The sequence below is a fragment of the Alteromonas sp. KUL150 genome (genome assembly GCF_009811475.1).
GTDB classification, from domain to species: Bacteria; Pseudomonadota; Gammaproteobacteria; order Enterobacterales; family Alteromonadaceae; genus Alteromonas; species Alteromonas gracilis.
On the sequence record NZ_BLIJ01000045.1, the window covers coordinates 23,664 to 47,946 of the forward strand.

General features: G+C 40.5%; 18 protein-coding genes. 4 read left to right on the top strand and 14 right to left on the bottom strand.

All coding sequences use genetic code 11. The features are described from left to right. Positions 1 to 6 precede the first annotated feature (6 nt). The 8 genes from gmd to GVO62_RS10720 all read right to left on the bottom strand — a co-directional run bounded on the left by gmd (position 7) and on the right by GVO62_RS10720 (position 13,776). Entirely contained in the window at positions 7 to 1,122 is a 1,116-nt protein-coding gene (gene gmd / locus GVO62_RS10685) for a GDP-mannose 4,6-dehydratase (RefSeq protein WP_063457846.1), read from the bottom strand. Continuing rightward, the gene (locus GVO62_RS10690) at positions 1,122 to 3,053 is read right to left on the bottom strand and encodes a hypothetical protein (protein ID WP_159119231.1); all 1,932 of its coding nucleotides are present in this window, start codon (positions 3,051 to 3,053) and stop codon (positions 1,122 to 1,124) included. The genes gmd and GVO62_RS10690 overlap by 1 nt, the downstream gene beginning before the upstream one ends. After that, positions 3,031 to 4,161 carry a polysaccharide pyruvyl transferase family protein gene (locus GVO62_RS10695; protein ID WP_159119233.1) on the bottom strand — a complete coding sequence of 377 codons (1,131 nt, stop codon included), beginning with the start codon at positions 4,159 to 4,161 and terminating at the stop codon, positions 3,031 to 3,033. Before GVO62_RS10695 ends, GVO62_RS10690 begins: the two co-directional genes overlap by 23 nt. Continuing rightward, entirely contained in the window at positions 4,162 to 6,558 is a 2,397-nt protein-coding gene (locus GVO62_RS10700) for a galactosyltransferase-related protein (RefSeq protein WP_159119235.1), read from the bottom strand. It lies immediately after the preceding gene. An 11-nt stretch (positions 6,559 to 6,569) separates the two neighbouring features. After that, positions 6,570 to 7,853, bottom strand: coding sequence for an FkbM family methyltransferase (locus GVO62_RS10705; protein ID WP_159119237.1), 1,284 nt, complete (start codon positions 7,851 to 7,853; stop codon positions 6,570 to 6,572). A gap of 2 nt (positions 7,854 to 7,855) precedes the next feature. Continuing rightward, positions 7,856 to 9,058, bottom strand: coding sequence for a hypothetical protein (locus GVO62_RS10710; protein WP_159119239.1), 1,203 nt, complete (start codon positions 9,056 to 9,058; stop codon positions 7,856 to 7,858). A gap of 390 nt (positions 9,059 to 9,448) precedes the next feature. Continuing rightward, on the bottom strand, positions 9,449 to 10,903 hold the full coding sequence (locus GVO62_RS10715; RefSeq protein ID WP_159119241.1) for a hypothetical protein: 1,455 nt from the start codon (positions 10,901 to 10,903) through the stop codon (positions 9,449 to 9,451). Positions 10,904 to 11,004: 101 nt separating this feature from the next. Further along, positions 11,005 to 13,776: a glycosyltransferase gene (locus tag GVO62_RS10720; protein ID WP_159119243.1), complete on the bottom strand. Its 2,772-nt coding sequence runs from the start codon at positions 13,774 to 13,776 to the stop codon at positions 11,005 to 11,007. A gap of 135 nt (positions 13,777 to 13,911) precedes the next feature. On the opposite strand from GVO62_RS10720, the gene GVO62_RS10725 reads away from it, so the two are divergent. The 3 genes from GVO62_RS10725 to GVO62_RS19645 are packed head-to-tail and all read left to right on the top strand — an operon-like array spanning position 13,912 to position 16,786. After that, complete coding sequence (locus GVO62_RS10725; RefSeq protein ID WP_159119245.1) at positions 13,912 to 14,619, top strand: hypothetical protein; 708 nt, start codon at positions 13,912 to 13,914, stop codon at positions 14,617 to 14,619. Positions 14,620 to 14,645: 26 nt separating this feature from the next. Continuing rightward, positions 14,646 to 16,007, top strand: a complete 1,362-nt coding sequence (locus GVO62_RS10730; RefSeq protein WP_159119247.1) for a hypothetical protein — start codon at positions 14,646 to 14,648, stop codon at positions 16,005 to 16,007. A 20-nt stretch (positions 16,008 to 16,027) separates the two neighbouring features. Beyond that, complete coding sequence (locus GVO62_RS19645; RefSeq protein WP_159119248.1) at positions 16,028 to 16,786, top strand: CatB-related O-acetyltransferase; 759 nt, start codon at positions 16,028 to 16,030, stop codon at positions 16,784 to 16,786. Between the two features lie 187 nt (positions 16,787 to 16,973). On the opposite strand, the gene GVO62_RS10740 is transcribed toward GVO62_RS19645, so the two are convergent. The 3 genes from GVO62_RS10740 to GVO62_RS10750 all read right to left on the bottom strand — a co-directional run bounded on the left by GVO62_RS10740 (position 16,974) and on the right by GVO62_RS10750 (position 20,764). After that, entirely contained in the window at positions 16,974 to 18,380 is a 1,407-nt protein-coding gene (locus GVO62_RS10740; RefSeq protein ID WP_159119250.1) for a mannose-1-phosphate guanylyltransferase/mannose-6-phosphate isomerase, read from the bottom strand. Between the two features lie 221 nt (positions 18,381 to 18,601). Then, the gene (locus GVO62_RS10745; protein WP_159119252.1) at positions 18,602 to 19,957 is read right to left on the bottom strand and encodes a flagellin N-terminal helical domain-containing protein; all 1,356 of its coding nucleotides are present in this window, start codon (positions 19,955 to 19,957) and stop codon (positions 18,602 to 18,604) included. 222 nt (positions 19,958 to 20,179) lie between these two features. After that, the gene (locus tag GVO62_RS10750; protein ID WP_159119255.1) at positions 20,180 to 20,764 is read right to left on the bottom strand and encodes a response regulator; all 585 of its coding nucleotides are present in this window, start codon (positions 20,762 to 20,764) and stop codon (positions 20,180 to 20,182) included. 273 nt (positions 20,765 to 21,037) lie between these two features. Between GVO62_RS10750 and GVO62_RS10755 the strand changes: the two genes are divergently transcribed. Continuing rightward, the gene (locus GVO62_RS10755) at positions 21,038 to 22,105 is read left to right on the top strand and encodes a GGDEF domain-containing protein (protein WP_159119257.1); all 1,068 of its coding nucleotides are present in this window, start codon (positions 21,038 to 21,040) and stop codon (positions 22,103 to 22,105) included. A gap of 104 nt (positions 22,106 to 22,209) precedes the next feature. Here the strand turns inward: GVO62_RS10755 and rplQ are convergent, their stop codons facing one another. The 3 genes from rplQ to rpsD are packed head-to-tail and all read right to left on the bottom strand — an operon-like array spanning position 22,210 to position 24,282. Then, positions 22,210 to 22,611, bottom strand: coding sequence for a 50S ribosomal protein L17 (rplQ, locus tag GVO62_RS10760; RefSeq protein WP_012519212.1), 402 nt, complete (start codon positions 22,609 to 22,611; stop codon positions 22,210 to 22,212). Positions 22,612 to 22,652: 41 nt separating this feature from the next. Beyond that, entirely contained in the window at positions 22,653 to 23,642 is a 990-nt protein-coding gene (locus GVO62_RS10765; protein ID WP_105932247.1) for a DNA-directed RNA polymerase subunit alpha, read from the bottom strand. A 19-nt stretch (positions 23,643 to 23,661) separates the two neighbouring features. Further along, entirely contained in the window at positions 23,662 to 24,282 is a 621-nt protein-coding gene (gene rpsD / locus GVO62_RS10770) for a 30S ribosomal protein S4 (protein ID WP_159119259.1), read from the bottom strand. Position 24,283 lies beyond the last annotated feature (1 nt).

Sequence of the window (24,283 nt, forward strand, 5' to 3'; positions counted from 1 at the left end):
CTTTTTCTACTCTTTTGCCACTGCAACAGAAAACCCGTGTTGCTTTAACAGAGCGTGCTGTTTAGCTTTACCAAGATCGTGGGCAACCATTTCGGCGCACATTTCTTCAACGGTGATTTCTGGTACCCAGCCTAGTTTTTCTTTCGCTTTCGTAGGGTCGCCTAGTAGTGTTTCTACCTCTGCTGGGCGGAAATAACGTGGGTCCACTTCTACAATCACATCGCCTACTTTTACGCCAGGTGCAATTTCATTGTCTACCGCCGTTACAGTAGCCACTTCTTTTACGCCTTCACCGCTAAACTCAACAGTAATACCTGCTTCTTTAGCCGACATGCTTACAAATTCGCGAACTGAAATTTGCTTGCCTGTAGCAATAACAAAGTCTTCGGGCTTATCTTGTTGAAGCATCATCCACTGCATGCGCACATAGTCTTTGGCGTGGCCCCAGTCGCGTAATGCATCCATGTTACCCAAATAAAGCTTAGACTCTAAACCCTGAGCGATATTAGCAATACCACGTGTTATTTTACGAGTAACAAAGGTTTCACCGCGACGTGGTGATTCATGGTTAAACAAAATACCGTTGCAGGCATAAATACCGTACGACTCGCGGTAGTTTACCGCTATCCAATAGGCGTACATTTTCGCAACTGCATAAGGCGAACGCGGGTGAAACGGTGTGGTTTCTTTTTGCGGAATTTCCTGCACTTCACCGTAAAGTTCAGACGTAGACGCTTGATAGAATTTAGTTTTCTTTTCAAGGCCTAGGAAACGAATAGCTTCCAACAAACGTAGCGTACCCATCGCATCTACATCGGCTGTATATTCGGGTGCTTCGAAAGATACCGCTACGTGCGATTGTGCGCCTAGGTTATATACCTCGTCTGGCTGCACTTCTTGCATTATGCGAATTAGATTTGAAGAGTCTGTTAGGTCACCATAATGCAGAATAAAATTAGCGTTTTCTACGTGTGGATCTTCGTATATGTGATCAACACGTTCGGTATTAAACAGCGAAGCACGACGTTTAATACCGTGAACTTCGTATCCCTTTTCTAACAAAAACTCGGCTAAATAAGAGCCATCCTGGCCGGTAACTCCGGTAATAAGTGCTTTTTTCATTATATACCTTTCATTATTAGAACTTTTTCTGTTCTGGCTTGTTCAAAAGAAATCTCGTTACCAAAACAATCATAATAAATATACTTTCCAAGCCGCTCCAAGGGGTTATCATTTGCCTTTATAACTATATAATAACTCGTCTCATCACTAACTAATTCGACCATAGTCATTGAGTCCAGCTCTTCTATTTTGAAAATAGGTTGATTGCATAATAACTTATTTAGAAATCTGAACGCTGCAAAAGAAGACCGAACATATTTGCCTTCACTACCTATGAGGGCATAACCACCTGAGGAATTTTGGTCGTACGATGATAGACTTTCATATCTTGGATTTTCAATTCTGAACCAAAATATGCTGTCTATAAATTCGTGAGCATAAGCCATTATTGAATAGGCAAACAAGTACTGTGCTTGCTCTTTTTCCGAAAAAGCTGGTGTTCTAAAACCTATTTCAGTTATCGCAGCTTTCAACTCCTTTTTTCCTATTAGCTCTAAGAAATCTTTAAGTCTAGCAAACTGTTGATGTATTTCCTCGGGTTGATATGTGTAAGCATGGAGAGCGAAATAGTCTACAAAATCGAAAATGTTATGGCTTTTCAATTTCTCGAAGTATTCAAAATCCCAACTTGTTGAACTTGGTGAGGCTATCTTACACGTTGGAAAGACTTCATCCCTAGCTTCTCTTGAGACTTCACACATTTTCGCTAAAACATCAAACGTGTCGTTCCATTCATGAATAACATTTGCTTCATTCCATAGCTCAACTACTTTGACATTGTTTTCTTTTGCTTTTTGAAAAAGCCACATTAACAAATTTTTATATTCTTCGAAGTCTTTTGGACCATACCTGTATGAGTCGTATTGTCCTTCCCTTTTACTTAGCCAACTAGGGATACCCTTAAGAGATATCCAATAGTCTATATCGCTTCTATTTAATATACGAAATGGATCTTGACCACTCGGAAATCTGAACTCACCACTATCCTTGAGAACAGATCTCAAGTTAACAACTATTCTAAACAGGCCACTTCCTATCTCGTAGCATTTTTCAACTCTAAATTCATCAGAGAATCCAATAAACTTGGATAGGCTAAACTCTTTAGGTAGAGCTCTGCAAATCTTGAGCGATGATAAAAAGTTGTGTTCTCCATTAACTCCTTCAATAGCAAAGACGTTTTCTCCAAACCTTTGAAGTGGTAGTGAAAAAAACTCCTTTTTCTCATTTACTTCGAGCGATTGAATAGCGTTATTTCCCAAGATTTTCAACTTAAAAAGTCCAGGGTAGAGAAACTTTGCAATGTCGCTTTTAACAATAGAGAAAGAAATTGAGTCGCGTTCAGATAAATAATTTTCAAAATTCTTAGTTGCAGCGACTCTCTCTATTTTGAATAGGTCGTCCAATGATACTTTGGTGCTTTCTGATTCTTTGATAGCGACATCAGAAAGCTCCAACCTTATTTCTTCACTTGAAGATAGAAAATCAAAAACAATTTTAACGATAGGTGCTTCAAAAAAGCCCAACTCGCTTAAGACGTTCTCTTTCAAGTCGACATGAAAGATCAACACGGAAAGTGGGATCTTCACTGTTTGCCACTCTTTTAATTCATTTCTATTCAAAAAATCTTTGAAGTTACCTCTTTTTAGGCGATAAACCTCGTTTTCACTGTTAATGAAAGATATCTCAGGAAAACCTATGTCACCTTTTAGAATATCGAACTTAACTAATGATTCCCTATCATATTTTATTTGAAAACATAACTCGTTGTTTTTATCAAGCTTTTGTGGCGACAAATTGAAGGCAAGACGATTTATGCGGTACTTTGGAGATAGTAAAATAGGGACAGCGTCTTCACTAACATTCCCCCCTCCAGGCACCGATAGATTAGCAGTTTTAAGCAAATCTATCTTATAATTTATGTGCGATTTCATGTGCATCCAAAACACTTATTAAATTACTTCGTAAACCTTCCCTAACCCTACTATAATTTTCAAAGTCAAAGTTCGTACTTTCTCTTAATTCATTTAATGAGTCATATTTGAGAAAATCAGTATGACTTAAGTGAGGCAAAGCCATTGTTTCTGCAAGCTCACGTGTTCTCGAGTCATGGTATACCCAAATCGCTGGCGTTCCGCTCTGCCATGCCGCCATGTTGCCGTGAAGCCTTAAACCTATAGAAAAATCAACGCGTGCAGAGTCTTCCATCCACTGATCAACGTTATAATAAAGTCGCATCTTGGTTGCTATGAAGCCTCTAAACTCTTCATCAGACATATAAGGCGCTAAAGCATTTTTTAGGCTGTTTTCATGGTGCTCTGGAACTACTGCTGTCTGATATAAATTACGCTGTCTGGCATATTTTATAAACGGTTCTACTGATTGTTGAAGGTACAAACCATTCCCTTTGGCTACCCATTCAATCATTTTTCTTTCTGCGTCACGCTTTGTAAGATCTTTGGGCCAAGGCTCATCACCCGTCGCAACAAAAGAAAATGCATCTTGCGACCATTTCACTTTCAGTTTATTAATAAAGTCTGGATCTTTATTTATAAAGTTGGTTGGGCAGCCAGTTATAACACCCGAGTCAACTCCCCTTTCACGAAGGACTTTATCGGTAAACGCTCCCCGTAGGGCGACTTTTTCACTCTTCCGTTTTATTAAATCTAATAGTCGGTCTATGCTTTCATGAAAATTGAATTCAGTTTGCTCGTAATTTTTTGCTTGGGCACCAAGCCCCAAAAACACTAAAGGCAACTCTGTCTTATCTAAGAAATCAACGAAGCCAGAAAAATCAAAATTTTCTCTTACAAAGTTTGCTGAAGGTATAACCAGTATTCTGCACTGGTCTTGCACTGTCTTGACATCCCATGGCAAATCCTCACCGACTACAACATAATCTTCATCTAACAAGTTACACACTGCATATTGAAACAGCAAATTACCTGTATTTGCGCCAACTTTTCTTAGTAATTCATCTGTATCAAGGAAAGAACACCCGTCTATTCGCCCGTGAGTCCCAACCACACCGATTTTTTTCATTTAAAAATCCCTTCCACTCATTTCTATTTCTGAATATGTATTCGACAACCGCATTGCGGCTTCACTGAAAGAACTCCACGTACTGCCTAGCAGCTTTTTACATTTGCTAAGTAACAGCACGTCTGCAAGCGCGTAAATTATTTGCTCTTTTGAGCGATCAAATACATCTCTCTTTAAATAAACCAACCGGTCACCGTAATATTGCTCAAAAATATCGTAGGTTTCTTGTAAGTCGGTCGCTACAAATAGCTTCAAACTGCTATCTTCTTCAATTAATTTGTCTATACGCTTAATGAATGCCGAATAGTGACTTTTTTCGCGCCAAAAATGCAACTGGTCGTGACCTTCTTGTGTCCAGTTCTCTACAGAATCGTAAGTATTGTGGTCAAGGCCAGCCCCCGCTTCCATTCTTATGTGCGCCGCTATATGGCCGTCCACATTGAAAGGAGCGATTAAATCTAAAACCTGTTTAGACGGTTTCAATGCTTTTATAAATTCGTTTTCTGCTTCCCAGTGGCTGGCCTCGTGCACAAAGGTATAAGCAGCACGGGCGTATACATACTTGGTAGGCTTAACGACTACAGGCTTGTCTTTTTCCGCGCCTTCTTCAATTTCCATATAATTGAAAACATCGCCATCTTTCTTAGCTTGTTCTAAGAAAGATTTTTCAATTACTTCGCCATCGTAATCGAACAAATCTGAAAATCTACATTCGCAATGATGGTCTGGCTCCCAAACTATTACAAGCTCCTTTCCTGTCGCCTTTGCTATGGCTGCCGCACTGCCAATAGCGCGCAGTCTATTTCCTAATCCGTGTTGTGCGTCTACAAAGAACTTATTGCGTTCTGGATGTAAACCTTCTGAATGAAATATTTGGCCAGATAAATCAGAAAAATTAACACTGCTAGGCTGAATAGCAATACAACCTTTGTGCTCGAGTACCATCTCTGTAGATAAATCAGCGAAAGAGATCTCTACTTTTTTTCCTATATTTCGCCACCCAGGCACAAAATAAACGTTACTTGTTTTTGGAATAACTGAAGCTATATCTCTAAATGCATCAGACTGAACAACTAAGCCACAATCAAGTGCTAGCAGCTTATCAGCCAATGCCTTTAAAAATAGGCTTATATCTTTTGTCTCTTTTTTTACACTATCCGGATGAATATATAGCGCGACATAATTGCTCATGTATTCATATACGTTTTCATCGTTGTACAACGCAATTTCTACGTCTAGTATATTGACAAGATGTTGGGGTTTGCTTTTAAGTACCTTGCTCAGTTTTTGTGGTGTTAGGTCAAAAGTACGTAAACCTGCTACCCACGAAGTTAATTCTAGCTCGGCTAAATACTCGGCCTGACTGCGAATGTGGGCAGGAACATAGTGAATGCTTTCGCCCGTCTGCTGCAAGGTTATAAGCCCATTTTCAATATTTTGAATTTTAAAGGGCAAGAAAATTCGATCTTTATTCCACACAGGCATTATGTTGGCAATGTGCCTGTTTGTATGAATTTTAAAACGCGGTGTTGAATGAAGTTCCGCCAAGAAGTCTCGATTTTTAGTTGGTCCACTGGCGCCCACTCTCAAACTGTCATCGTGAGGAATATGGTATATGGTTTTCACGTCGACGGCTTTTCTGCGTGTACCTGATTCTGTTAAACGATGGTAAATATCATCATCATCCCAGCCGTAGGTAGTTATGTATTCGTTAAACCCCTTAATTTTCATTAAGTCATCACGATGAACATAGAAAAAACCGTTAATATGCTCTTGCCCAGGTTCAGCAATACGCCAATCCCCTGCTATAAACGTCTTCTCGTTCAACGTATTGTTTGCAAAAAACTCTGGATACACAACAATATCAGCATCAGTTTTTAGAATCTTGTTGTATGACGCAGCTCTAAAGCCAATATTAAAAGCGTAAGATAATATCCAACGAGGTTGATTGTTTACGCGAATAACCTTAATTCGGCGGTCTTCAATTCCGTGCGATTTAAGATAATCGAAAACCGGTTCATCAGATGACCAATCAACAATAATTATTTCGTTTATATCATTGCACGCAATCCAAGAGGGAATGGCTTTTACGAGGTTTTCGTTTCTGTTCATACAACAGGTAACGAGAGAAGTACCACTACCAACTTGGGAAACGTATTGGTCTAGATCAATGCCCGCTTCAGTTTTTACCTTGCTCTCTTTGTATTCCTCTACAGAAATTTCCGCTTTTAAGTCATACAAAGAACAAAAATGTTCTAGAAAAGCTAGCTTTTTAGCTTTATTTATTGTGCAAGCTTCTGCGAGTTCTGAGGCCTTTAGAACTGTTTGCTTGGCTGCTTCGATGTCACCATCCTTAACTAGCGCTCTTGCCTCATCAATTGATTGCCAAAACTGCATTTTCTACCCTATTAATCCCTATAATACCAATCATCAAATTGAACTGTTTTTCTTTCATAACCATTGCTTGTAAGCAATTTGTATATTTTTTCTCTGGCTTCAGAATAATTATGTTCTACCGTAATACACTTGATATCCCATTGGTCGAATTGGAACGTATTTAAAATATCAAATTCGCTACCCTCGGTATCAATGCTTAGGAAGTCTATTTTTCTCGGTGCATTATGCTTAACTAAAAAATCATGAAGGCTTATTGTTTGTAAAACGGCTTTACCATATTCATTTGCGTAAGCATTTCGTTTTTTCGCGTGGGAATCTGCTGTTGCGTAACTCGCAATCCCACCATATTCATCTGCGAAGATAAACTCCACTTCCTCGCCCGTTGTTGCAGAAATACAACTGTTAGTAACGACACACTGTCTATTTGTTTGCAACTTCTCAAAGTATTTCGGATTTGGTTCTGCACATAGGCCCTTCCAGCCGAAAAGCTTTTCTAATAAATAAGTATTACTTAATAATACCCCATCTGTTGCCCCAAATTCGACAAAAAAGCCGTCCCTTTTAAAATTATGCTGCTCTAATGCCCAAATATCTTGGCCTAGTTGTGAAGGGGACTGGGCTATCAACGCTTCCTTAAACGCTTTCGTATCTGCCAAATCTAACGAATTGCTTTGATCACTCGCAAGCATGTATAGCTGCTGTTTTTGTTGAGCAATTGTCATTTCATGGCGAATTAACTCAACTTCACTATGCAATATTGTTAACTTATCCTTAATCTCTTCATTAACACCCACACCATTGAGCATGCTTAAAAACGCTTTTTCAATGTCTACGCATGCGTCATCAAGCAGCCCCAAACGAATCTTAGCATTAATTAAGTTTTTCCCAAGAATATCGCTTCCCGCAATTTTTATACAAGCATTGGCTTGGCGATAAAGTTGCTTCGCTTTAACTTCATTTTTGTTTAATAATTGCCCATTCGCTAACGCCCGTAATGCACTCGACATTAATACCGCTCGGCATAGAGGGTTGTTATGTTCGAGTTCAGCAATTTCTTGAAGCAAACGCTCGCCTTCAGCTACATTTCCTTTGTGAACCAAAATCACGCCTAGGAACACGAGTAAATAACTTAATTGTTCTTCGGAGCGTATCGTTTTCTCTAACTTGTCAGTATCTATTTCTAGAGAGTATTCGGCCCAAGCATCATGCATTTCAGTTACTTCCGAAAATTGTGATGAAGATAAACAATTTACGTTTAATTGGGATATAAAAAAGTTCGAGTGGCCTTCAGACATAGCTAAACCTTTACAAATTTAGCTAGCATTTGAAGCTGAGCATCAAACTTTTCAAGTTCAAGTGTTAGTTTGTCATTTCTGAACGTTTGTTCTTGTAACGCTTGCTCTTTTGAAAGTAACACTTCAACTTGCTGCTTCTGAATATCTACGTTTTCGTTAGCTGCTTTTAAATCAGCTTTTAGTTTTTCCAACTCTTGCTGCAGTGAAGCATTCCATTTTTCATGCTCTGATAACCACTTGTCTTTTTCCTTAAAAGCTTGTTCTATTTTAAGCTTTTCATCCAGTAAAGATGCATTTCCGTGCTTGCAATCATCCATTTCGCTCTCAACTGCTGCCAAGCGAGTAGTTAATTCCGATAAAGTTTTGTCATCATTCGCAGACTTTTCCTCGAGAGAGGCCAGCACTAATTTTTTCGATTCAATAGACTCTCGAAGCTCTACAATCTCTTCTTGCTTTTGAGCTAGTTCAATTTGCACTGAAGATAAATTTGTGTCTTTTTCCGAGCACAAATCACTAAGCTCCTTTTTTTCCAGTTGCAAAAGTTCAACCGACTTCTTTAAATCCTCGACTTCATGATTCAAAAGTTCGTTCTGTTCCAATAGCTCTTTGTTGGTTTTAAATTTTTCTTCTAGCTCTTTAGTTAAACTTTCAGCACGAAGATTGCTTTCTTCTAACTGCGCTGCTGAACTAGCTTTCGCTTCTTCGCACTCGCTGCGTGTTTGCGCTAACTCCGATAAGATTGATTTATTATCTTGCGTTTTTCGGTCTAGTTTTTTTAGTAATTCTTGGTTTCTCTGCTCGGCATCGTTAATCTGATTTTCTAATGATTCTGCTAAGCTCGAATATTCTTCTATTTCTGCAGCGAAGCGAGTAGATTGTTGCTCCTCGGATAAAAGCTTTTGCTGCGCAAATGAAAGCTCACTCTCTAAAACCGATGCTGTATTTTTTGTACATTCCAACTCTTTTACCAAGGGATTCAATAAGTACTGCTGGTATTGCACACCTTCTGCCATAGAAGTATATTGCGTAGGGATATAACTATTCGCCTCCATCAAACTGGTTATCTCCTCCGGAAGCAAACTATCATCAAAATATCGAATTTCAGCCCCCAAAATTGCAATGTTACCGAAAGTTTTAGCGAAGTCAGAGCTAAACATTTGCTTGAGTATTCTCTCTACTCCTGCGTAGAGATCTATAATCAGCATGTTACCTTCCTCGTCTAGCTTGACCGAAGACAGTAAGTCACTGAGGGTCGACGGCTTCAAGTTTTCTGCACTTACTACCCTATAGCCTGGATAATGCATTTTCACGTCTTTACACTTTGAACTGGAAGAAAGTGTGTTTAGGTTAGCGATGTTAAAATGAACCAAGTCTGACGCATCATCAATCAAGCTATTTAAAATATGAATGTTACTAACGTTTGAGTAGCGCTGCTGAAGTGCTTGGCAAATATCCTGATTGGCTTCAACTAAGTAACAGTTGGAGAACTCTTGCAAGTCAACATCAATTCCTTCGACGTTACCAGCTCCCAACCAAACCAGGCTTTTTTTAGCTCTTGAACTCATATATTCCTTATCACTCATGTCGTAGTGTCACTAGTTTTTCTTTGAAGATGCTTCAGATGCGAGCATCTTAGGGGATACGACACGCCCTTCGCCTCTACCATAAGTTTCGTAGTGCACTAGTGGGTTTAATCCTGCTCTTTCAACATCAGGGTAACGAGTCAAATACCATTTACCATCAAAGTTTGGGCTCGGTAGGCGACCTTCAGCGGCACCGTACAATAGGTAATGCTCAACGGGATGAATTCCTGCCTCAGCCACATCAGGGTAAGTCTCTAAATACCATTTAATATTAAAATATTCACTGGTGGCGACTAATGAAATCTCTTGGTCATCTAATCTAAGTTCATCTCTACGGTTGAGCTTATTCTTTGCTTTTTTAATAACCTGGCCTGCAGAATAAAGTCTGCTGCGCTTCATACCGTCATTTTCTTTTCTTATCAATGATAGCTCAGCGAATAATTTATCATTACTTTTTTGAAGCTCATTTACCTTGGCTTCTAGCGACTTTTTCTGCCGCTCGTTTATCTTGGTCGAAGCTATCGCTGATTTTTTAGCGACTAAGGTGTTTGCTTCATACTGACCTAATAACTCAGCGTTACGCTTTAACTCATTGTCTTTAGTAGATAGAACCACCTTGAGAAGAGACAACTCCTCTTCAATTTTCTGGTTTTTCTTTTCTACTCGATCTCTTTGTCTTCTGTAACGTCGTTTATCGAACTCAGACTCCTCCAGTGCATTTTTAAGCGTAGCTATTTTCGAGTCAAATTCGGATAGAGTGCTAAGACTATACTTATTGAAACTTTCCTCTTCTAACAGGCTATTATTTAAATCAAATATCATAGCTTCTAACTTTTTGGCTGCTTGCTTCTCAGCATCTAATGCCTCTTGCGTGGAACTTAACGCCTTAGTTAGCTCAAATATTTCGGAAGAGAGCTCTGCAGATTTTTTTTCTTGCGCTTGTAAAAACACTTCAACATCATAAGCAGAGGTTTCGCTAAGCAGTACACCCTCACTCAATGGAGTTGTTAACGCATCTAACAACTCCAAGAGTTTTCTTACATCTGAATTGACCTGTGAAGTGTAGTTAGCAAGAAGTTTAGTACTGGATGAGAAGTTTGGTACTTCGAGTTCGCTCAAACTTACGCCTGATATATTCTCAAACGATGTTCTATTTATTGCAATATCTCTTGAACTAACAAGTATGATTTTGCTTCTATTTACACGAGCAAAGTTGACTAATTGTGTAAAGTGAGCCAACCAACTTTCTAAAAATTTAGTGAATAAAGTTTCTCTCGCTATTAAACTTTCAACGAAATCATAGAAAGATGTGTAGATTAATACTAATTTGCCATTTTTATCTACAAACTCATCTAATTCGTCGAACTTGCCAAACGAGCAGACCTCACCCCTATTTTGCATGGTTTGCAAGGTTTTGTCGTACTGAATACACCAGGAGGAGGACAGGATACTAACGTTGTTTTCCATAAACTATTCTTATACAGCCAATTTAATGTGCGAGCCAAAAAGCACCATTTTGGTACTACATATTCAGCAAAGACAATACTAACACCAACTTGAGAGAAATGTTACCGGGTCAGTACTGCCTCGGAAAACTTAACTTTCACTTTCTGTTTTGAATAACTATTTGCAACTGCCTTAAACGCCTGTTTTGATAATTTTTCGAACTCTCCATGATTTTGCGATAGTTTTTCTATTAGCGAAACAATTTCATTGGTCATCTTAAAAGGAACTAAAAAGCCGCAATTTTCAGATACAACTTCAGTTAATGCACCTTTGCTGTAGGCAATAGGTACACATCCACTTGCCATCCCTTCTATTACAGTTCGACCGAAAGATTCGTCGAAATTGGAGAGGTTAAGAATTACATTGACAGACTTTAGGGTATTGGCGGTATCTGCAGAATAACCGTTAAAAACAACATTCTCTTCAGAATAATTGTTGAGTAGAGAAGTTAAAATATCAGTACGAGGGCCATGTAATTCAAACAGCACTGGTAACTTTCTTTTACTGCATTCAAAAGCTATCTCAAAAAAATCTCTTATACCTTTCTTCTCAATATTACTGCTCATCATCGCTACTACGAAAGGGGAGCTTTCTTTATTTGCAGTATCTACAGCGTTGTTGATACTGACTGCGTTCGGAACAACTTCACACATCGTTCCTAAATCATAATAACTTTGCGTGAATTTTGAGTTTGCAATATATAAATCAGCTGCTTTGGCTACATGCTTTCTTATCACTTCAGGGGAGGCTGCAAGGGCTTCGCATAGCGATCTATCATTCTCAGGAAGTTCCCTGATATGCATTACTGATTTAACGCCCGAGTTGCTCGCAGCCACAAGCGGCTCCCATACTGTAATCGTATTTACGTATACTGTATCAATCTTCTGAGATGTTATTAGTCTCTCAATAATCGCTACTTGTGTATTTATAACCTCTCTTTTGCCGTCCCACCAACATATGGGGAGAAAAAATACCTTTGTAGCGTATTTTAAGACCTCATTAACATACTCTTCGTTGAGTGCGCTTGGTAAAACAACATAAATGTTCACATCATTTTCAGCTAACATTTGCACACAATCTAAAAAGCTTTTTTCAGCACCAAACAGTTCTGGGCCTGCGAGATGTGCAAACATCATTACGCTTTTTTCACCATCTGCTTTACGCTCCCCTTTTACAGACAATACTTTTGTAAGATTATCTCTATCCGATAGCCATAAAGTAAACGCTTGAGATAAAGAAACTTTTTCAATCCAAGCGTAAGCACTCGGATTAAAGAAAGAATTTGGCTCCCTCCCCTCGTGAATACCATACCTTACATAATGGTCAATGGGATCTATACCAGCGCTAGCAATATCTTTGTACTTTGCTAAATACCAACATTCATCAAACGCTTCCGTGTCAATAATGTAATTCTTAAGATTGTCATTATTGCTTACCTCCGTTCCTCTACATATATAAGGTGGAGCGATAAATTTTCGTTTTCCTTTATCGGGCATATAAAGTCCTTTCCCACTTTTATGCCATTGGAGAGCGCTATCTAAATATTCTTTTCTTAATCCTGAAAATTGAGTCCGAATGTGCGTTGGCCCTGCATTAGTTAAAGAAGAAGGCTCAACCCTACCGAAGGCGAGAGGAATTTCAGGATAAGCCTCGACTATTGAAGATTGCCCGTATTTGGTGAGAATTCGATAGTAAAATTCGGTATCAGCATTTATTGAAACTGCATCCCAATATCCCAACTTCCGTAGAACACTTCTCTTAAACATTAAGCTAGATACATTTCTGTGTATTAAGCCATCATCAATTCTCCAACGCTGAAATACCAGATTGTTATCGGTTCTCACCCATGAACTTACACTCGCTTTAGCATTCTTGTTTGCTTTTATAGCATTTACCTGTATTTCAATCTTTTGGGGGTGTGACCAGTCGTCAGCATCATGCGTGGTTATTAAACCTCCTTTCGCTGCCTTGAGCCCAACGTTTCTAGCGTTATAAGCACCGCCGTTCCGTTCTAACTTTAAATAGCGTACGCGCTTGTCTGTTGATGCAACTTCCTTGATAGCCTTCTCTGTATTATCAGTAGACGCATCATCAACGACAATAATTTCTATTTTTTCATAAGTTTGAGCAAGTAGACTGTTAAGCGCAGTTCGGATAGTATTTTCCGCATTGAAGCAAGGGATGATGACTGTTACTAAGGGCTTTAGCCATGAGCTTTTGTGACTAGCCCCCGGTGTACAAGTAAGACCATCTAAATCAACATCTTTTTCAACTAATTTCAGTAAATTGGTTTTGGTATACATCCTATTTAGGATGGCGATTTTCTCTTGACCAGATGCTACTTGACTCGAAACAATTGTGCGCTCCCAGGCGCTTTTCCAAGTTGCTGTCGAAATTATAGATTTAGCCTTTTCCAATTCCCCAACTTTCAAGTAAGACATTGCAAACAAAGTTACAGGGCCGTCATGAGGTATTAACTCAAGTATGAAGTCATCTTTTGCAAAATACTTAGAATAATAATGAGCTTCTTTCCATTCATTAAAACTCGCATACCAACGCCCCAAAAACCACGCTGCTAAACTTTTTTCAGCACGGCAATCAGCCTCAAACAAGCTCTTGAGTTGACTTAGCGCACTGCCACTTTTCGCATCGTCCCACAAGTCCCGATCTGCGCGAACAGCGTTAAAGTCGCAAGGCCATCGTCCCTCTTTCCAACCAAACATAACAAAGTGCTTTTCAGGCGCAATGCTAGCATTTGCTACATCACGGTAGGCTTTAAGATACCAAGTTGCATCAAAATAATTGATTACTAATTGGGGCGGCGTCTTAGGCATGGTAATATCCTGAGAATAACATTGTGGGCAATGGTATTGATGATTTGCGCAATCGTCTAGGGTAATTCATTTTCCTTTTTTAAAGAAAATCCTTTACCGCACATTCTTTTTCAGTTTTATCCGATTAAAGACTCAATGAAATATAGAAAAATAGCATGGGCTTTAGAAAAGCTCGTCAATCCTTCTAAGTACTCGAAGGGTCACCCTCACACCAACATTAAATGGGTTTCTTATCACATACCCAAAACAGCGGGAAGCTCTTTAAGAGCAAGTCTTGAGCAGCATTATCCATCTCAGGTTTTCGGTGCATATGCATCTACCGGAGCGAAAGAAATTTCTAGGGGGGAGCCTCTGTGGCTTCCTAAACAATGTAAAATCATCCATGGCCACTTCAAGCCTCACGAAAGTCACCTTGAAGTTTTCCCCCATTCAAAGAGGATGGTTTGGGTAAGAGATCCTGTCGCTCGAGTTTACAGCTTGGTGAGACACCTATTACAAACAGGCGGAGCGCACCCACAATACCTACTACTAAAAAAAATATATGTTATGAATGGAGTCTCGAAAATTGAAGATATTGTATTTGATATGATAACTAACAATACATTACCTCAATTTACTAAAGCTTACGCACGATTTTTTGAACGTGTAAGCATAGATAACATTGAATTCATTGGCTCCGTCCACCGATACCAAGAAGACTTAGAAAGATTAGGAGAAGACATGGGAGTTCCTTTATCTGAAAGCCACAAAAATATTCGCAACGTCAGTCAAAACGTTCCAAATTATGAAACCCTCAAACATTATTTGAGGGATGAGTACGACATCGTAGGGCGTTATATATAACACTGAAGGTTTCAAAGGAGAGAAAATTGTCAGCGTTTACAATAAAGAACAAAATAATTGCCCCGCCGACAATCGATGGAGTTATTAAGTGGTGTGTTGATTCTCCAAAAAATGACGTTCAAATAGATAGTGATAATATCGAAAGTAATGGAATTGAGCTAAGCGGTTGGTTTCTCTCTGAAATAGGAGAAGATATTCAAGTGGTCGCGCTAGAGGGTAGTCGAGTCACACCAATAGAATTGAACATTGAGAGACACGATGTCATCGAAGTCGTACTTAAAGAGTGTTCTACTGGCCACCCTTTGTTAATGTGTGGATTCAAAACGGTTTTAGACGTTTCATCCCAGTTTTTTCAAATTGGCTTTATTAGAAAAGGGAATTTTAGCACTCTGATTGAGTTTGAACTGAAAGGCGCACTTGAAATTATAGAAGGACAAGGTAATTGGCTATTCTTGGATAATGATACCAACAATAGTGTTGAGCAATTCACCGGAAAGTTGAAACTTTCAAGGCAAAATAGAGCAGAGTGGAAAAATTACTTTAGAACTCTATTAGATTTGCAAGAGACTTGTGATTTCCATGCATGTATGCTCATAGCCCCCTCAAAAGAGATGGTTTTTCCACAGTACTATCCATTTGAAAGAGGGAAAAATACCGCTATTGATCAGGTTTTAAACCTAGTACCGGAAAAATTGGATGTAATATTTCCGGTTAGGGTACTTCAGGAATCAGAAAAGCGAAGCTATCGAATGTGTGATACACATTGGAGTCATTTTGGTTCAATGAAGGCGAGTGTTGAAGTAGCGTCGCGCCAAAAAACTGATATTAGTCAGCTTGTAGAGTTATTTAATAATGACCATTACAAGACCAAACATGTAACAGGCGACTTAGGCAACAAAATCTACCCTAATAAAAAACACGACGAGGAATTTCTAGCTTCATTTAATCATCAAAAATATGTCGTTTTTGACAATAAACTTCCTAACTTCGGGCGAATACGTGTTATTTATTATGATAACGCAATTTATGATGAAGTACTTCTAATTCTTGGCTCGTCTTCTAGCTACACCTTGTTCAACTACCTATGTAGAATCTATAAGATTGTTGTTTTTGTCCATTGCGCAGGCAACCTAGATGTAAGCTTTGTTAAAGCGATTTCTCCAGATTACGTTCTAACCCAAAGCAATGCGCGCTTTATCATTAGGCCACCAAGTATAGATGATAACTACTTTGCCAATATAAAAGAAAAGCTTGAAAACCAAGACTTAGTATTCACCCCCTCCCCCTTATTAAACCAAGAGCTTTTCACAACATCGCAAAATGAAAAATTAACGGGTATTATCAAGTTCGTAACTCAAAATGACCCAATTTCATTAGATAAAATTTAAAACAATAAAAAGATAATCACATGATTCATAAAAGGCTTTTTAATACATCGCTAAATTCTTTTTTTCAGAACAAGCGAATATTTTTCACGCAAAAGGGACGTGGAAGGTTTAAAGAGAATGAACGAGTTAGCTTCTTTTCTAGTTCATTTGCAGAGCCCTACACTGGCTATTTCGAAGGTAATAAGTTGCATACTATGGGCGCTTTCTCATATTCATGGAGCGAGCTACCAGAGCATACTGTTGTTGGAAGATACTGCTCCATAGCTAGCGGTGTTAGTGTGATGGGAGAAAAGCATCCTATAGAACGCTTTTCCAGCTCTGCAATTACCTACAATTCATCATTTATATTATCTACATCGTCATCACAAGATGCTGAACTAGATATTCCCTATCAAATTGCTAACCCACATCAGAACCAAGACCTCTCTATCACTATCGGGCACGATGTTTGGATAGGCAATAACGTAACTTTAGCTACCGGAATATCTATTGGCAATGGCGCAGTAATTGCCACAAGAGCTGTCGTTACAAAAGACGTTCCTCCTTACGCTGTTGTCGCTGGTGTTCCGGCTAAAGTTATTAAGTATCGATTTTCAGAAACAGAAATAGAAAATTTGACCAAAATTCAATGGTGGAACTATGCCTACACGGATTTTAAGGGGATTAAAGCTGATGCTGAGCCTAAAGAATTGTGTGATAAATTAAGAGAAAAAATAGAATCTGATAGCATAGAGCGCTATAAGCCTTCAGTGATTAAGTTTCACGAAGTTTTTGATTAAGCCGAAACTATTTCACTTTAGCTAATTGCTCGCTTGTTCAAAATTATACGATATTAAAAGACCGGCAAAAGCCGGTCTAGTTTCTTATATAGTGGGTATAAACTGAATATTTAGAAATCAAAATCTACTATCAGCCGTCACGAACAATATAATTCCTGCGATTAACTGTCAAACATTTTTTAAACATTTATTTAACAATGCGCCCATATCTATCAGAAAAACGTACAATATCGTCTTCACCAAGATACGCACCAGACTGAACTTCAATAAGTTCAAGTGGGATCTTCCCAGGATTTTCTAACGCATGAACGGCACCGATTGGAATGTAAACCGACTCGTTTTCTGTAACTAGCTGTGTTTCTTCATCAATAGTTACGTTTGCACTGCCCGATACTACAATCCAATGCTCGGCACGATGGTGGTGCATTTGAACCGATAGTTTTTCACCTGGCTTAACCGTAATGCGTTTTACTTGGAAACGGGCGCCGCTGTCGATAGAATCGTAGCTTCCCCATGGACGGAATACTTCACGGTGGAATTCAAACTCTGGGCGATGTTCAGCTTTAAGTTTGTTCACAACCGTTTTAATGCTTTGTGCATCATCTTTGTGGGCAACCATTACGGCATCTTTAGTTTCTACTACGATAACGTCTTCTAAACCAATTACAGAAACCAAACGCTGCTCAGCATTTACGTAACTGTTCTTTGTGTTTTCTAGAATAGTATCGCCTACAGTAGCATTACCGTTTTCGTCTTTTTCAGCAGTTTCCCACAGTGAAGACCAGCTGCCTACATCACTCCAGCCTGCGTCTAGCGGAACCATAGCTGCGCTATCTGTTTTTTCCATTACTGCATAGTCGATTGAATCGTCAGGGCAAGTCGCAAAAATATCGTGGTCAACACGGATAAAATCTAGATCAGGTGTTTCTGTGTCGATAGCACGCTTACACACGTCTAGCATTTCAGGGTTATATTTCTCTAGCTCTTCCAAATAACGGCTTGCTTTAAACATAAACATGCCGCTGTTCCAGTAGTAACTGCCTGAATCTACATATTCTTTTGCCGTTTCCAAAGCAGGCTTCTCTACAAACTGTGCTACTTCAAAACCATCGCCCGCTTGCTCGCCCGCTTTGATATATCCATAACCCGTATGCGGCTGGTTAGGAACAATACCGAAAGTAACAAGTTTACCCTGCTCTGCTAGTTTTTCAGCTTTAGCTATTGCAGAGTGGAACGCTTGGTTGTCTTTAATGAGGTGATCGGCTGCCAACACAAGAAGAACAGGGTCTTCGCCATTAATAGTTGCGTGTAGTGCCGCTAATGCGATTGCTGGTGCGGTGTTACGACCAACTGGCTCTAACAGAATACCGCCATGCTGAATATCTTTTTGACGAAGCTGTTCTGCAACTAAAAAGCGATGAGCGTCATTACAAATAAAAATTGGATTCTGAGCTGGTGTGCCTTTTAAGCGTGTGATTGTGTCTTGCAGCATGGTGCTGTCTGATGTGAGAGACAAAAACTGCTTTGGAAGCGCTGCACGAGATTTTGGCCATAAGCGACTACCTGAGCCGCCAGCTAATACTACTGGTTTCATTTGTAATATCCTTGATGTGTGGGTTCTACGCCCACGTCCTATTATTTGTATATTCAGTGTTTAGTATACAAAGGTTTGTATTACGATTAAATGGCAAAGTTATGTTGTATTACAACTGAAGCATTAATAGCTAGCAGCTTTGGGCCCCTAGTTTGTAGCATTAAGAGCAATCACTAGCCATTGAGGTTTGAGGAACAGCGCTATGCCTATAACCGCCTTATTCACGCGCTTTGACTTACTGTCCCATTCAACAACCCCAAAACCTGCTCATCAGTAGATTTAGCCTGAGCCCTTACAGAAATACTCGCTTGCTCCACGATTTGCGCCTGTGTAGATTTAGCGGTTTCTGTAGCGAAATCTGTATCGAGGATTTGAGAACGCGCTGCCATTAAGCCCTCGTGCATTCGGTCATTGATCTTTAGAGCCGACTCCATTTGATTCATCTTTGCGCCGTAAAACGCTCGGCTCTCGCTTACATATGCTAACGCATCATCAATTTGCTGTAACGCCGCTTCTGCACTTTCAAAGGAAAGTACATCGCTTTCTACCATATCTAAGTCAGATAAACCCACTGGCGTTTTAGTTAAGTTTATGAAGTCTGTGCCATCGCCTAGCGAGTTAGTAGCTGTGATATCTACAGGGCCCGCCTCAAAGATATTTCCACCGCTTCCTGCGGCACCCAACGTATCCCAATCTACGGTGGCATTAAATACGCCTTGCCCCACTACGGAAATAATAAGCGGCTCGCTTGTATTATCAATGGTTAAGCTTTCTGTTGTTACTCCGGGGTGCTGATCACCTGAAAAGGTGAATGTTGTTCCGTTAATCGTACCAGAACCGCTAGTAATTAAAGCACTACCATCGTAGCTTGCGGTTGGTGCATACCCTTCTTCAGGTAGGAATAAAAAACGTTTGATGTCACTCGTTGAGTTAACGTTATTGGTACCCCACACATTGTCAGACAGTGGTGTACCAACTAGATGCCTACCGCTAGTTGTAAATACCTGCAGATCATCGTCTTGCGAAAAGCTATCAATATCTATAGATATGTTTGTTGAACCAGCGGGAATGTATGCTACAGAACGTAAGCCACTGCTCAATTGAACTGTATTACCCTTTACGAAAGTATCGCCAATTGAAGGCACGTTATCTGACAATAAATCGTTGTCACCTAGCAAGGGCAAACGATTAAACGCTTCGGTATTATAAGCAATGCCATTAAGTGCGTTTTTTAGCTGCTGAAATTCTCTATCAAGTGCGCGCCTATCTGCATCGGTGTTAATGCCGTTTTGAGACTGCATGGCTAATTGCCGCATACGCTGCAATATATCGGCAGATTCTTGCAGCCCGCCTTCCGCTATTTGCGCATAGCTAATGCCGTCGTTTAAATTTCTTCGCAACTGGTTTTTCGCTAGAGATTCCGAGGTCAACCTATTCGATATTTGTAAACCAGCACTGTCATCTGCAGCTTTATTTATTCTTAGCCCTGAACTTAACCGCTCGTAAGCGGTAGACAGCGTTTTACTAAACAACGGAGTTGATGATAGCGACTGTGTAAACGAAGACGTAGTTAACATAACCTTCCTTGCTATGAAAAATAGAAATAAATAAATTACAAAAACCTAATTTAGAATGGCTTTTTTAAAAACACGATAAACATTATTTCCAAATATAACGTGCAAACAATAGGCTATAAGCAAATTCAACACCACTTCATCGCAGGTGTACGTTTAATTCAGCACCAATTCTCTCAACCTGTCTTATTGGGCTATGAAGTAATACATCCGGCCATTGCCCTGCTATTCGTCGTCAGGCAGGTATTGCGCTAATTTTTCTTGAAGCGTGTTAAAGCTTAATGGCTTTAATATGTAGCCCGTTACGCCTGCTTCCATGGCTTTCATTATTTCTTCGTGTTCGCTGTTTGCGCTCATAATAAATACATCTGCCGAGGCCAGTGCTTCGCTTTGGCGAATGTCTCTTAATAAGGCAATGCCGCTTTTTCCGCTCATGTCTGAATCGGTCAGCACAATTTTATAGGGCATATTGGCTTCTGCCGCGTCGTTCAGAATTGTCCACGCCTTTTCGGCACTGTTGGCCGTATCCACTTTTTCAAAGCCCATTTTATCCAGCATATCGGTTACGGTATCTCTTACTTCTACAATGTCGTCTACTACCAATACCTTGGTGCTTACGCTGCTTGAAATTGTGCCGTTTTGGCTATCAATATGCGCATTTAACTTGTTTAATACCGATGCTAACACCATAAGTTCCGATTCATTTTCTGGCTTTTTTGCGGTACCAGCGGCCTGGTATTTATTTCTCAGCTTTTTGAGCTTTTTATTAATAATGCTTTTGCACAGCGTGGCTTCTGTTACTGTAAACATGACGTAGTCCGACCGTTTAATAATGGCCTAAACTTGAAAGCGGGCTAATGGTTAATTTGCGCCAATTGATGTTTGCTGTTTCGGTTAAGCAGTACACCCTGGTGATTATTAGTCGCCCGAATTCGTGCTGATAATGGCGTATGGCGCGTTGGCTGGCGCACTGTGCCGCTAACAAGCGCATTTCTGCTTAACATAAACGTGGTGAGTTGGCATTATGGATCTCAATGGATCAGGAAAAATTACTACAATACAACGCAGCGAATAAAATTTACTATGAACGCTAAAAAAGTTAGTTTTAAATGGTGGTATAACGAGTTTCCTCATACTCAGTTTAGCGAAGATTTCTGGCGCGTTAAACTGATTCAACACACCTTGCTATTAGCATGTTCAGTGTTTCCTATTCTGTCGTTGGTCAATGTTTTTGTTTTTAACGACATTCAGCTGGCGTTAATTGATGCCACGGGCTTTGTGCTTTCTTTAGCGGTGTATATCGCATTCAGAAAAACCGGCAAAATTACGCTTACCGCCTGGCTGTTATCGCTAACCGTTACCAGCATTATGCTGCTGTTTTTAATTAGCGTTGAAGGCCGTGCGTATTCTTTGGTGTGGGCCACCATTATTTTACCGTTTACGTTTTTTTTGCTAGGTAGGCGCGGCGGTACGTTATTGTCGTCTATTACGCTGTGTGTTTGTGTTTATTTGGTGCACAAACAAGCAGAAAGCGGCGTGCCCATTACGCTATCAACAGGTTCGCTGCTTAACGTGTTAGAGGCGGCTATTGTTCAGCTATTGCTATTCAGATTTTATGAAGGCACACGCCATACTGCGTTCAATCAGCTAAAGGCCGAGCATTTAGCGTCGAAGCATTTGTCTGAAACCGACTATTTAACCGGCGTTTACAACCGCGCCAAGTTTCTTTCTTTGGTAAGTTCGCTTCTTGCTAGCAACACGGCCAAAAACCACTGCCTGGTAATTCTGGATTTAGACGACTTTAAACTGGTTAATGACCAGTACGGACATAACGCGGGTGATGCAGTATTGAAGGCGTTTGCCGATGCGCTACGAGTACACACGCGCGAGGACGACATTATTGCCAGATGGGGCGGTGAAGAGTTTGTGTTGCTGTTAAAGGATGTGTCGTTAGAGCAAGCTGAACGGCGTGTTAAACATCTGTTAGGTGTGGTGCAGCGCTTATCTACCCTTGATACCAGCGTGTCGTTTAGTGCAGGCATTACCCAGTGCAACAGAACTAGCGGCATTGATGAACTGGTAAAAGCCGCGGATGACGCCCTGTATCAAGCCAAACGAAATGGAAAAAGCTGCGTTTACAGCGCAAGTTAGTTTTAACGGCAGGCAATCGTTCACACAAGCGCCAGTTAAAATGGATAAAACAAAAAAAGGGGCCTGAGTTTTCACTCAGGCCCCTTTTTCTAATCGAGTATTAATTACTCTTCAGTTGCTTCTACTGCTTCTTCTTCAGCTTCTACAACTGGACGGTCAACTAGCTCAACATATGCCATTGGGGCATTGTCGCCAGCACGGAAACCGCATTTAAGAATGCGAGTGTAACCGCCTGGGCGAGCTTCGTAACGAGGACCAAGCTCGTTGAATAGTTTACCTACAACCTCTTTGTCACCAGTGCGGGCAAAAGCTAGACGGCGATTTGCAACGCTGTCTTCTTTAGCCATAGTGATTAGAGGCTCGATTACGCGACGTAATTCTTTCGCTTTTGGTAACGTAGTTTTGATCACTTCGTGCTTGACCAAAGAACCGGCCATGTTTTTGAACATAGCTTGACGATGGCTGCTGTTGCGATTCAACTGACGACCACTCTTACGATGGCGCATAGTTTTATCCTTCTCTACAAATCAGTTTGATAAAAACCTGATTAATCTTTTTCAGCGATGCTCTCTGGCGGCCAGTTTTCTAGGCGCATACCTAGAGAAAGACCACGAGATGCTAGAACATCTTTGATTTCAGTTAGCGATTTCTTACCAAGGTTAGGCGTTTTAAGTAGCTCAACCTCAGTGCGCTGTACCAGGTCACCAATGTACTGGATAGCTTCTGCTTTCAAACAGTTTGCAGAACGTACTGTTAACTCTAGGTCATCTACTGGACGAAGCAGAATCGGATCGAATTCTGGCTTCTCTTCCTTCGCTACTGGCTCAGATACATCACGTAGATCTACGAATGCATCAAGCTGTTCAGCTAGGATGGTTGCAGAACGGCGGATCGCTTCTTCAGGATCCAAAGTACCGTTCGTTTCCATGTCGATGATTAGCTTGTCAAGGTCTGTGCGTTGTTCAACACGCGCAGACTCAACAGTGTAAGCAATACGTTCAACTGGGCTGTATGAAGCGTCAACTAACAAACGACCAATTGGACGATCATCTTCTTCAGAGGAGCGACGGGTAGAAGCTGGTACATAACCACGGCCCATTTCTACTTTAATACGCATGCTGATTTCAGCTTCGCCAGTTAAAGTACAAATTAAGTGCTCAGGGTTTGTAATTTCTACGTCGCCATCATGCTGAATATCACCAGCAACAACAGGGCCAGCGCCAGATTTCACTAGAGTTAGGGTTGCCTCAGTTTTACCTTCAAGGCGAACCGCTAAACCTTTAAGATTTAGCAAGATTTCGATAACGTCTTCCTGTACACCTTCTTTGGTGCTGTACTCGTGAAGAACGCCATCAATTTCTACTTCGGTAACTGCACATCCTGGCATAGATGACAGTAAAATACGACGTAGGGCGTTACCTAGAGTGTGGCCAAAGCCGCGCTCTAGTGGTTCCAAAGTTACTTTGGCACGAGTAGGAGAAACGTTTTCGATCTCAACTAATCTCGGTTTTAGGAATTCAGTCACAGAACCCACAATGCTTCCTCTTTAGTTAGCTTTACTTAGAGTAAAGTTCGACGATCAACTGTTCGTTAATTTCCGCAGACAAATCAGTTCTTTCTGGAACGCGCTTGAAAGTGCCTTCCATTTTGTTGCTGTCTACTTCAATCCAGGTTGGCTTCTCACGTTGGTCAGCCAGTTCCAAAGCAGCTACGATACGCGCTTGCTTCTTAGCTTTTTCACGAACAGAAACCACGTCTTCGGCAGAAACGTTAAACGATGGGATGTTCACAACTTGACCATTTACCATGATCGCCTTGTGGCTAACTAGCTGACGTGCTTCTGCGCGTGTGCTAGCGAAACCCATACGGTAAACTACGTTATCAAGACGCTGTTCTAAAAGCTGTAACAAGTTTTCACCTGTGTTGCCTTTTAGACGTGCAGCTTCTTTATAGTAGTTGCGGAATTGCTTTTCCAGAACGCCGTACATACGACGAACTTTTTGTTTTTCACGCAGCTGAACACCGTAGTCAGACAGACGGCCACGACGGGCACCGTGCTGACCAGGCGCTGTATCGATCTTACATTTAGAATCGATTGCGCGAACGCCGCTTTTTAGGAACAGGTCAGTTCCTTCGCGACGGCTAAGTTTGAGTTTTGGACCCAAATATCTTGCCATG

Excerpts from the sequence above, each read along its gene's own strand:
- gmd (WP_063457846.1), bottom strand. The coding sequence starts at position 1,122 with ATGAAAAAAGCACTTATTACCGGAGTTACCGGCCAGGATGGCTCTTAT.
- GVO62_RS10690 (WP_159119231.1), bottom strand. The coding sequence starts at position 3,053 with ATGAAATCGCACATAAATTATAAGATAGATTTGCTTAAAACTGCTAAT.
- GVO62_RS10695 (WP_159119233.1), bottom strand. The coding sequence starts at position 4,161 with ATGAAAAAAATCGGTGTGGTTGGGACTCACGGGCGAATAGACGGGTGT.
- GVO62_RS10700 (WP_159119235.1), bottom strand. The coding sequence starts at position 6,558 with ATGCAGTTTTGGCAATCAATTGATGAGGCAAGAGCGCTAGTTAAGGAT.
- GVO62_RS10705 (WP_159119237.1), bottom strand. The coding sequence starts at position 7,853 with ATGTCTGAAGGCCACTCGAACTTTTTTATATCCCAATTAAACGTAAAT.
- GVO62_RS10710 (WP_159119239.1), bottom strand. The coding sequence starts at position 9,058 with ATGCTGATTATAGATCTCTACGCAGGAGTAGAGAGAATACTCAAGCAA.
- GVO62_RS10715 (WP_159119241.1), bottom strand. The coding sequence starts at position 10,903 with ATGGAAAACAACGTTAGTATCCTGTCCTCCTCCTGGTGTATTCAGTAC.
- GVO62_RS10720 (WP_159119243.1), bottom strand. The coding sequence starts at position 13,776 with ATGCCTAAGACGCCGCCCCAATTAGTAATCAATTATTTTGATGCAACT.
- GVO62_RS10725 (WP_159119245.1), top strand. The coding sequence starts at position 13,912 with ATGAAATATAGAAAAATAGCATGGGCTTTAGAAAAGCTCGTCAATCCT.
- GVO62_RS19645 (WP_159119248.1), top strand. The coding sequence starts at position 16,028 with ATGATTCATAAAAGGCTTTTTAATACATCGCTAAATTCTTTTTTTCAG.
- GVO62_RS10740 (WP_159119250.1), bottom strand. The coding sequence starts at position 18,380 with ATGAAACCAGTAGTATTAGCTGGCGGCTCAGGTAGTCGCTTATGGCCA.
- GVO62_RS10745 (WP_159119252.1), bottom strand. The coding sequence starts at position 19,957 with ATGTTAACTACGTCTTCGTTTACACAGTCGCTATCATCAACTCCGTTG.
- GVO62_RS10750 (WP_159119255.1), bottom strand. The coding sequence starts at position 20,764 with ATGTTTACAGTAACAGAAGCCACGCTGTGCAAAAGCATTATTAATAAA.
- GVO62_RS10755 (WP_159119257.1), top strand. The coding sequence starts at position 21,038 with ATGAACGCTAAAAAAGTTAGTTTTAAATGGTGGTATAACGAGTTTCCT.
- rplQ (WP_012519212.1), bottom strand. The coding sequence starts at position 22,611 with ATGCGCCATCGTAAGAGTGGTCGTCAGTTGAATCGCAACAGCAGCCAT.
- rpsD (WP_159119259.1), bottom strand. The coding sequence starts at position 24,282 with ATGGCAAGATATTTGGGTCCAAAACTCAAACTTAGCCGTCGCGAAGGA.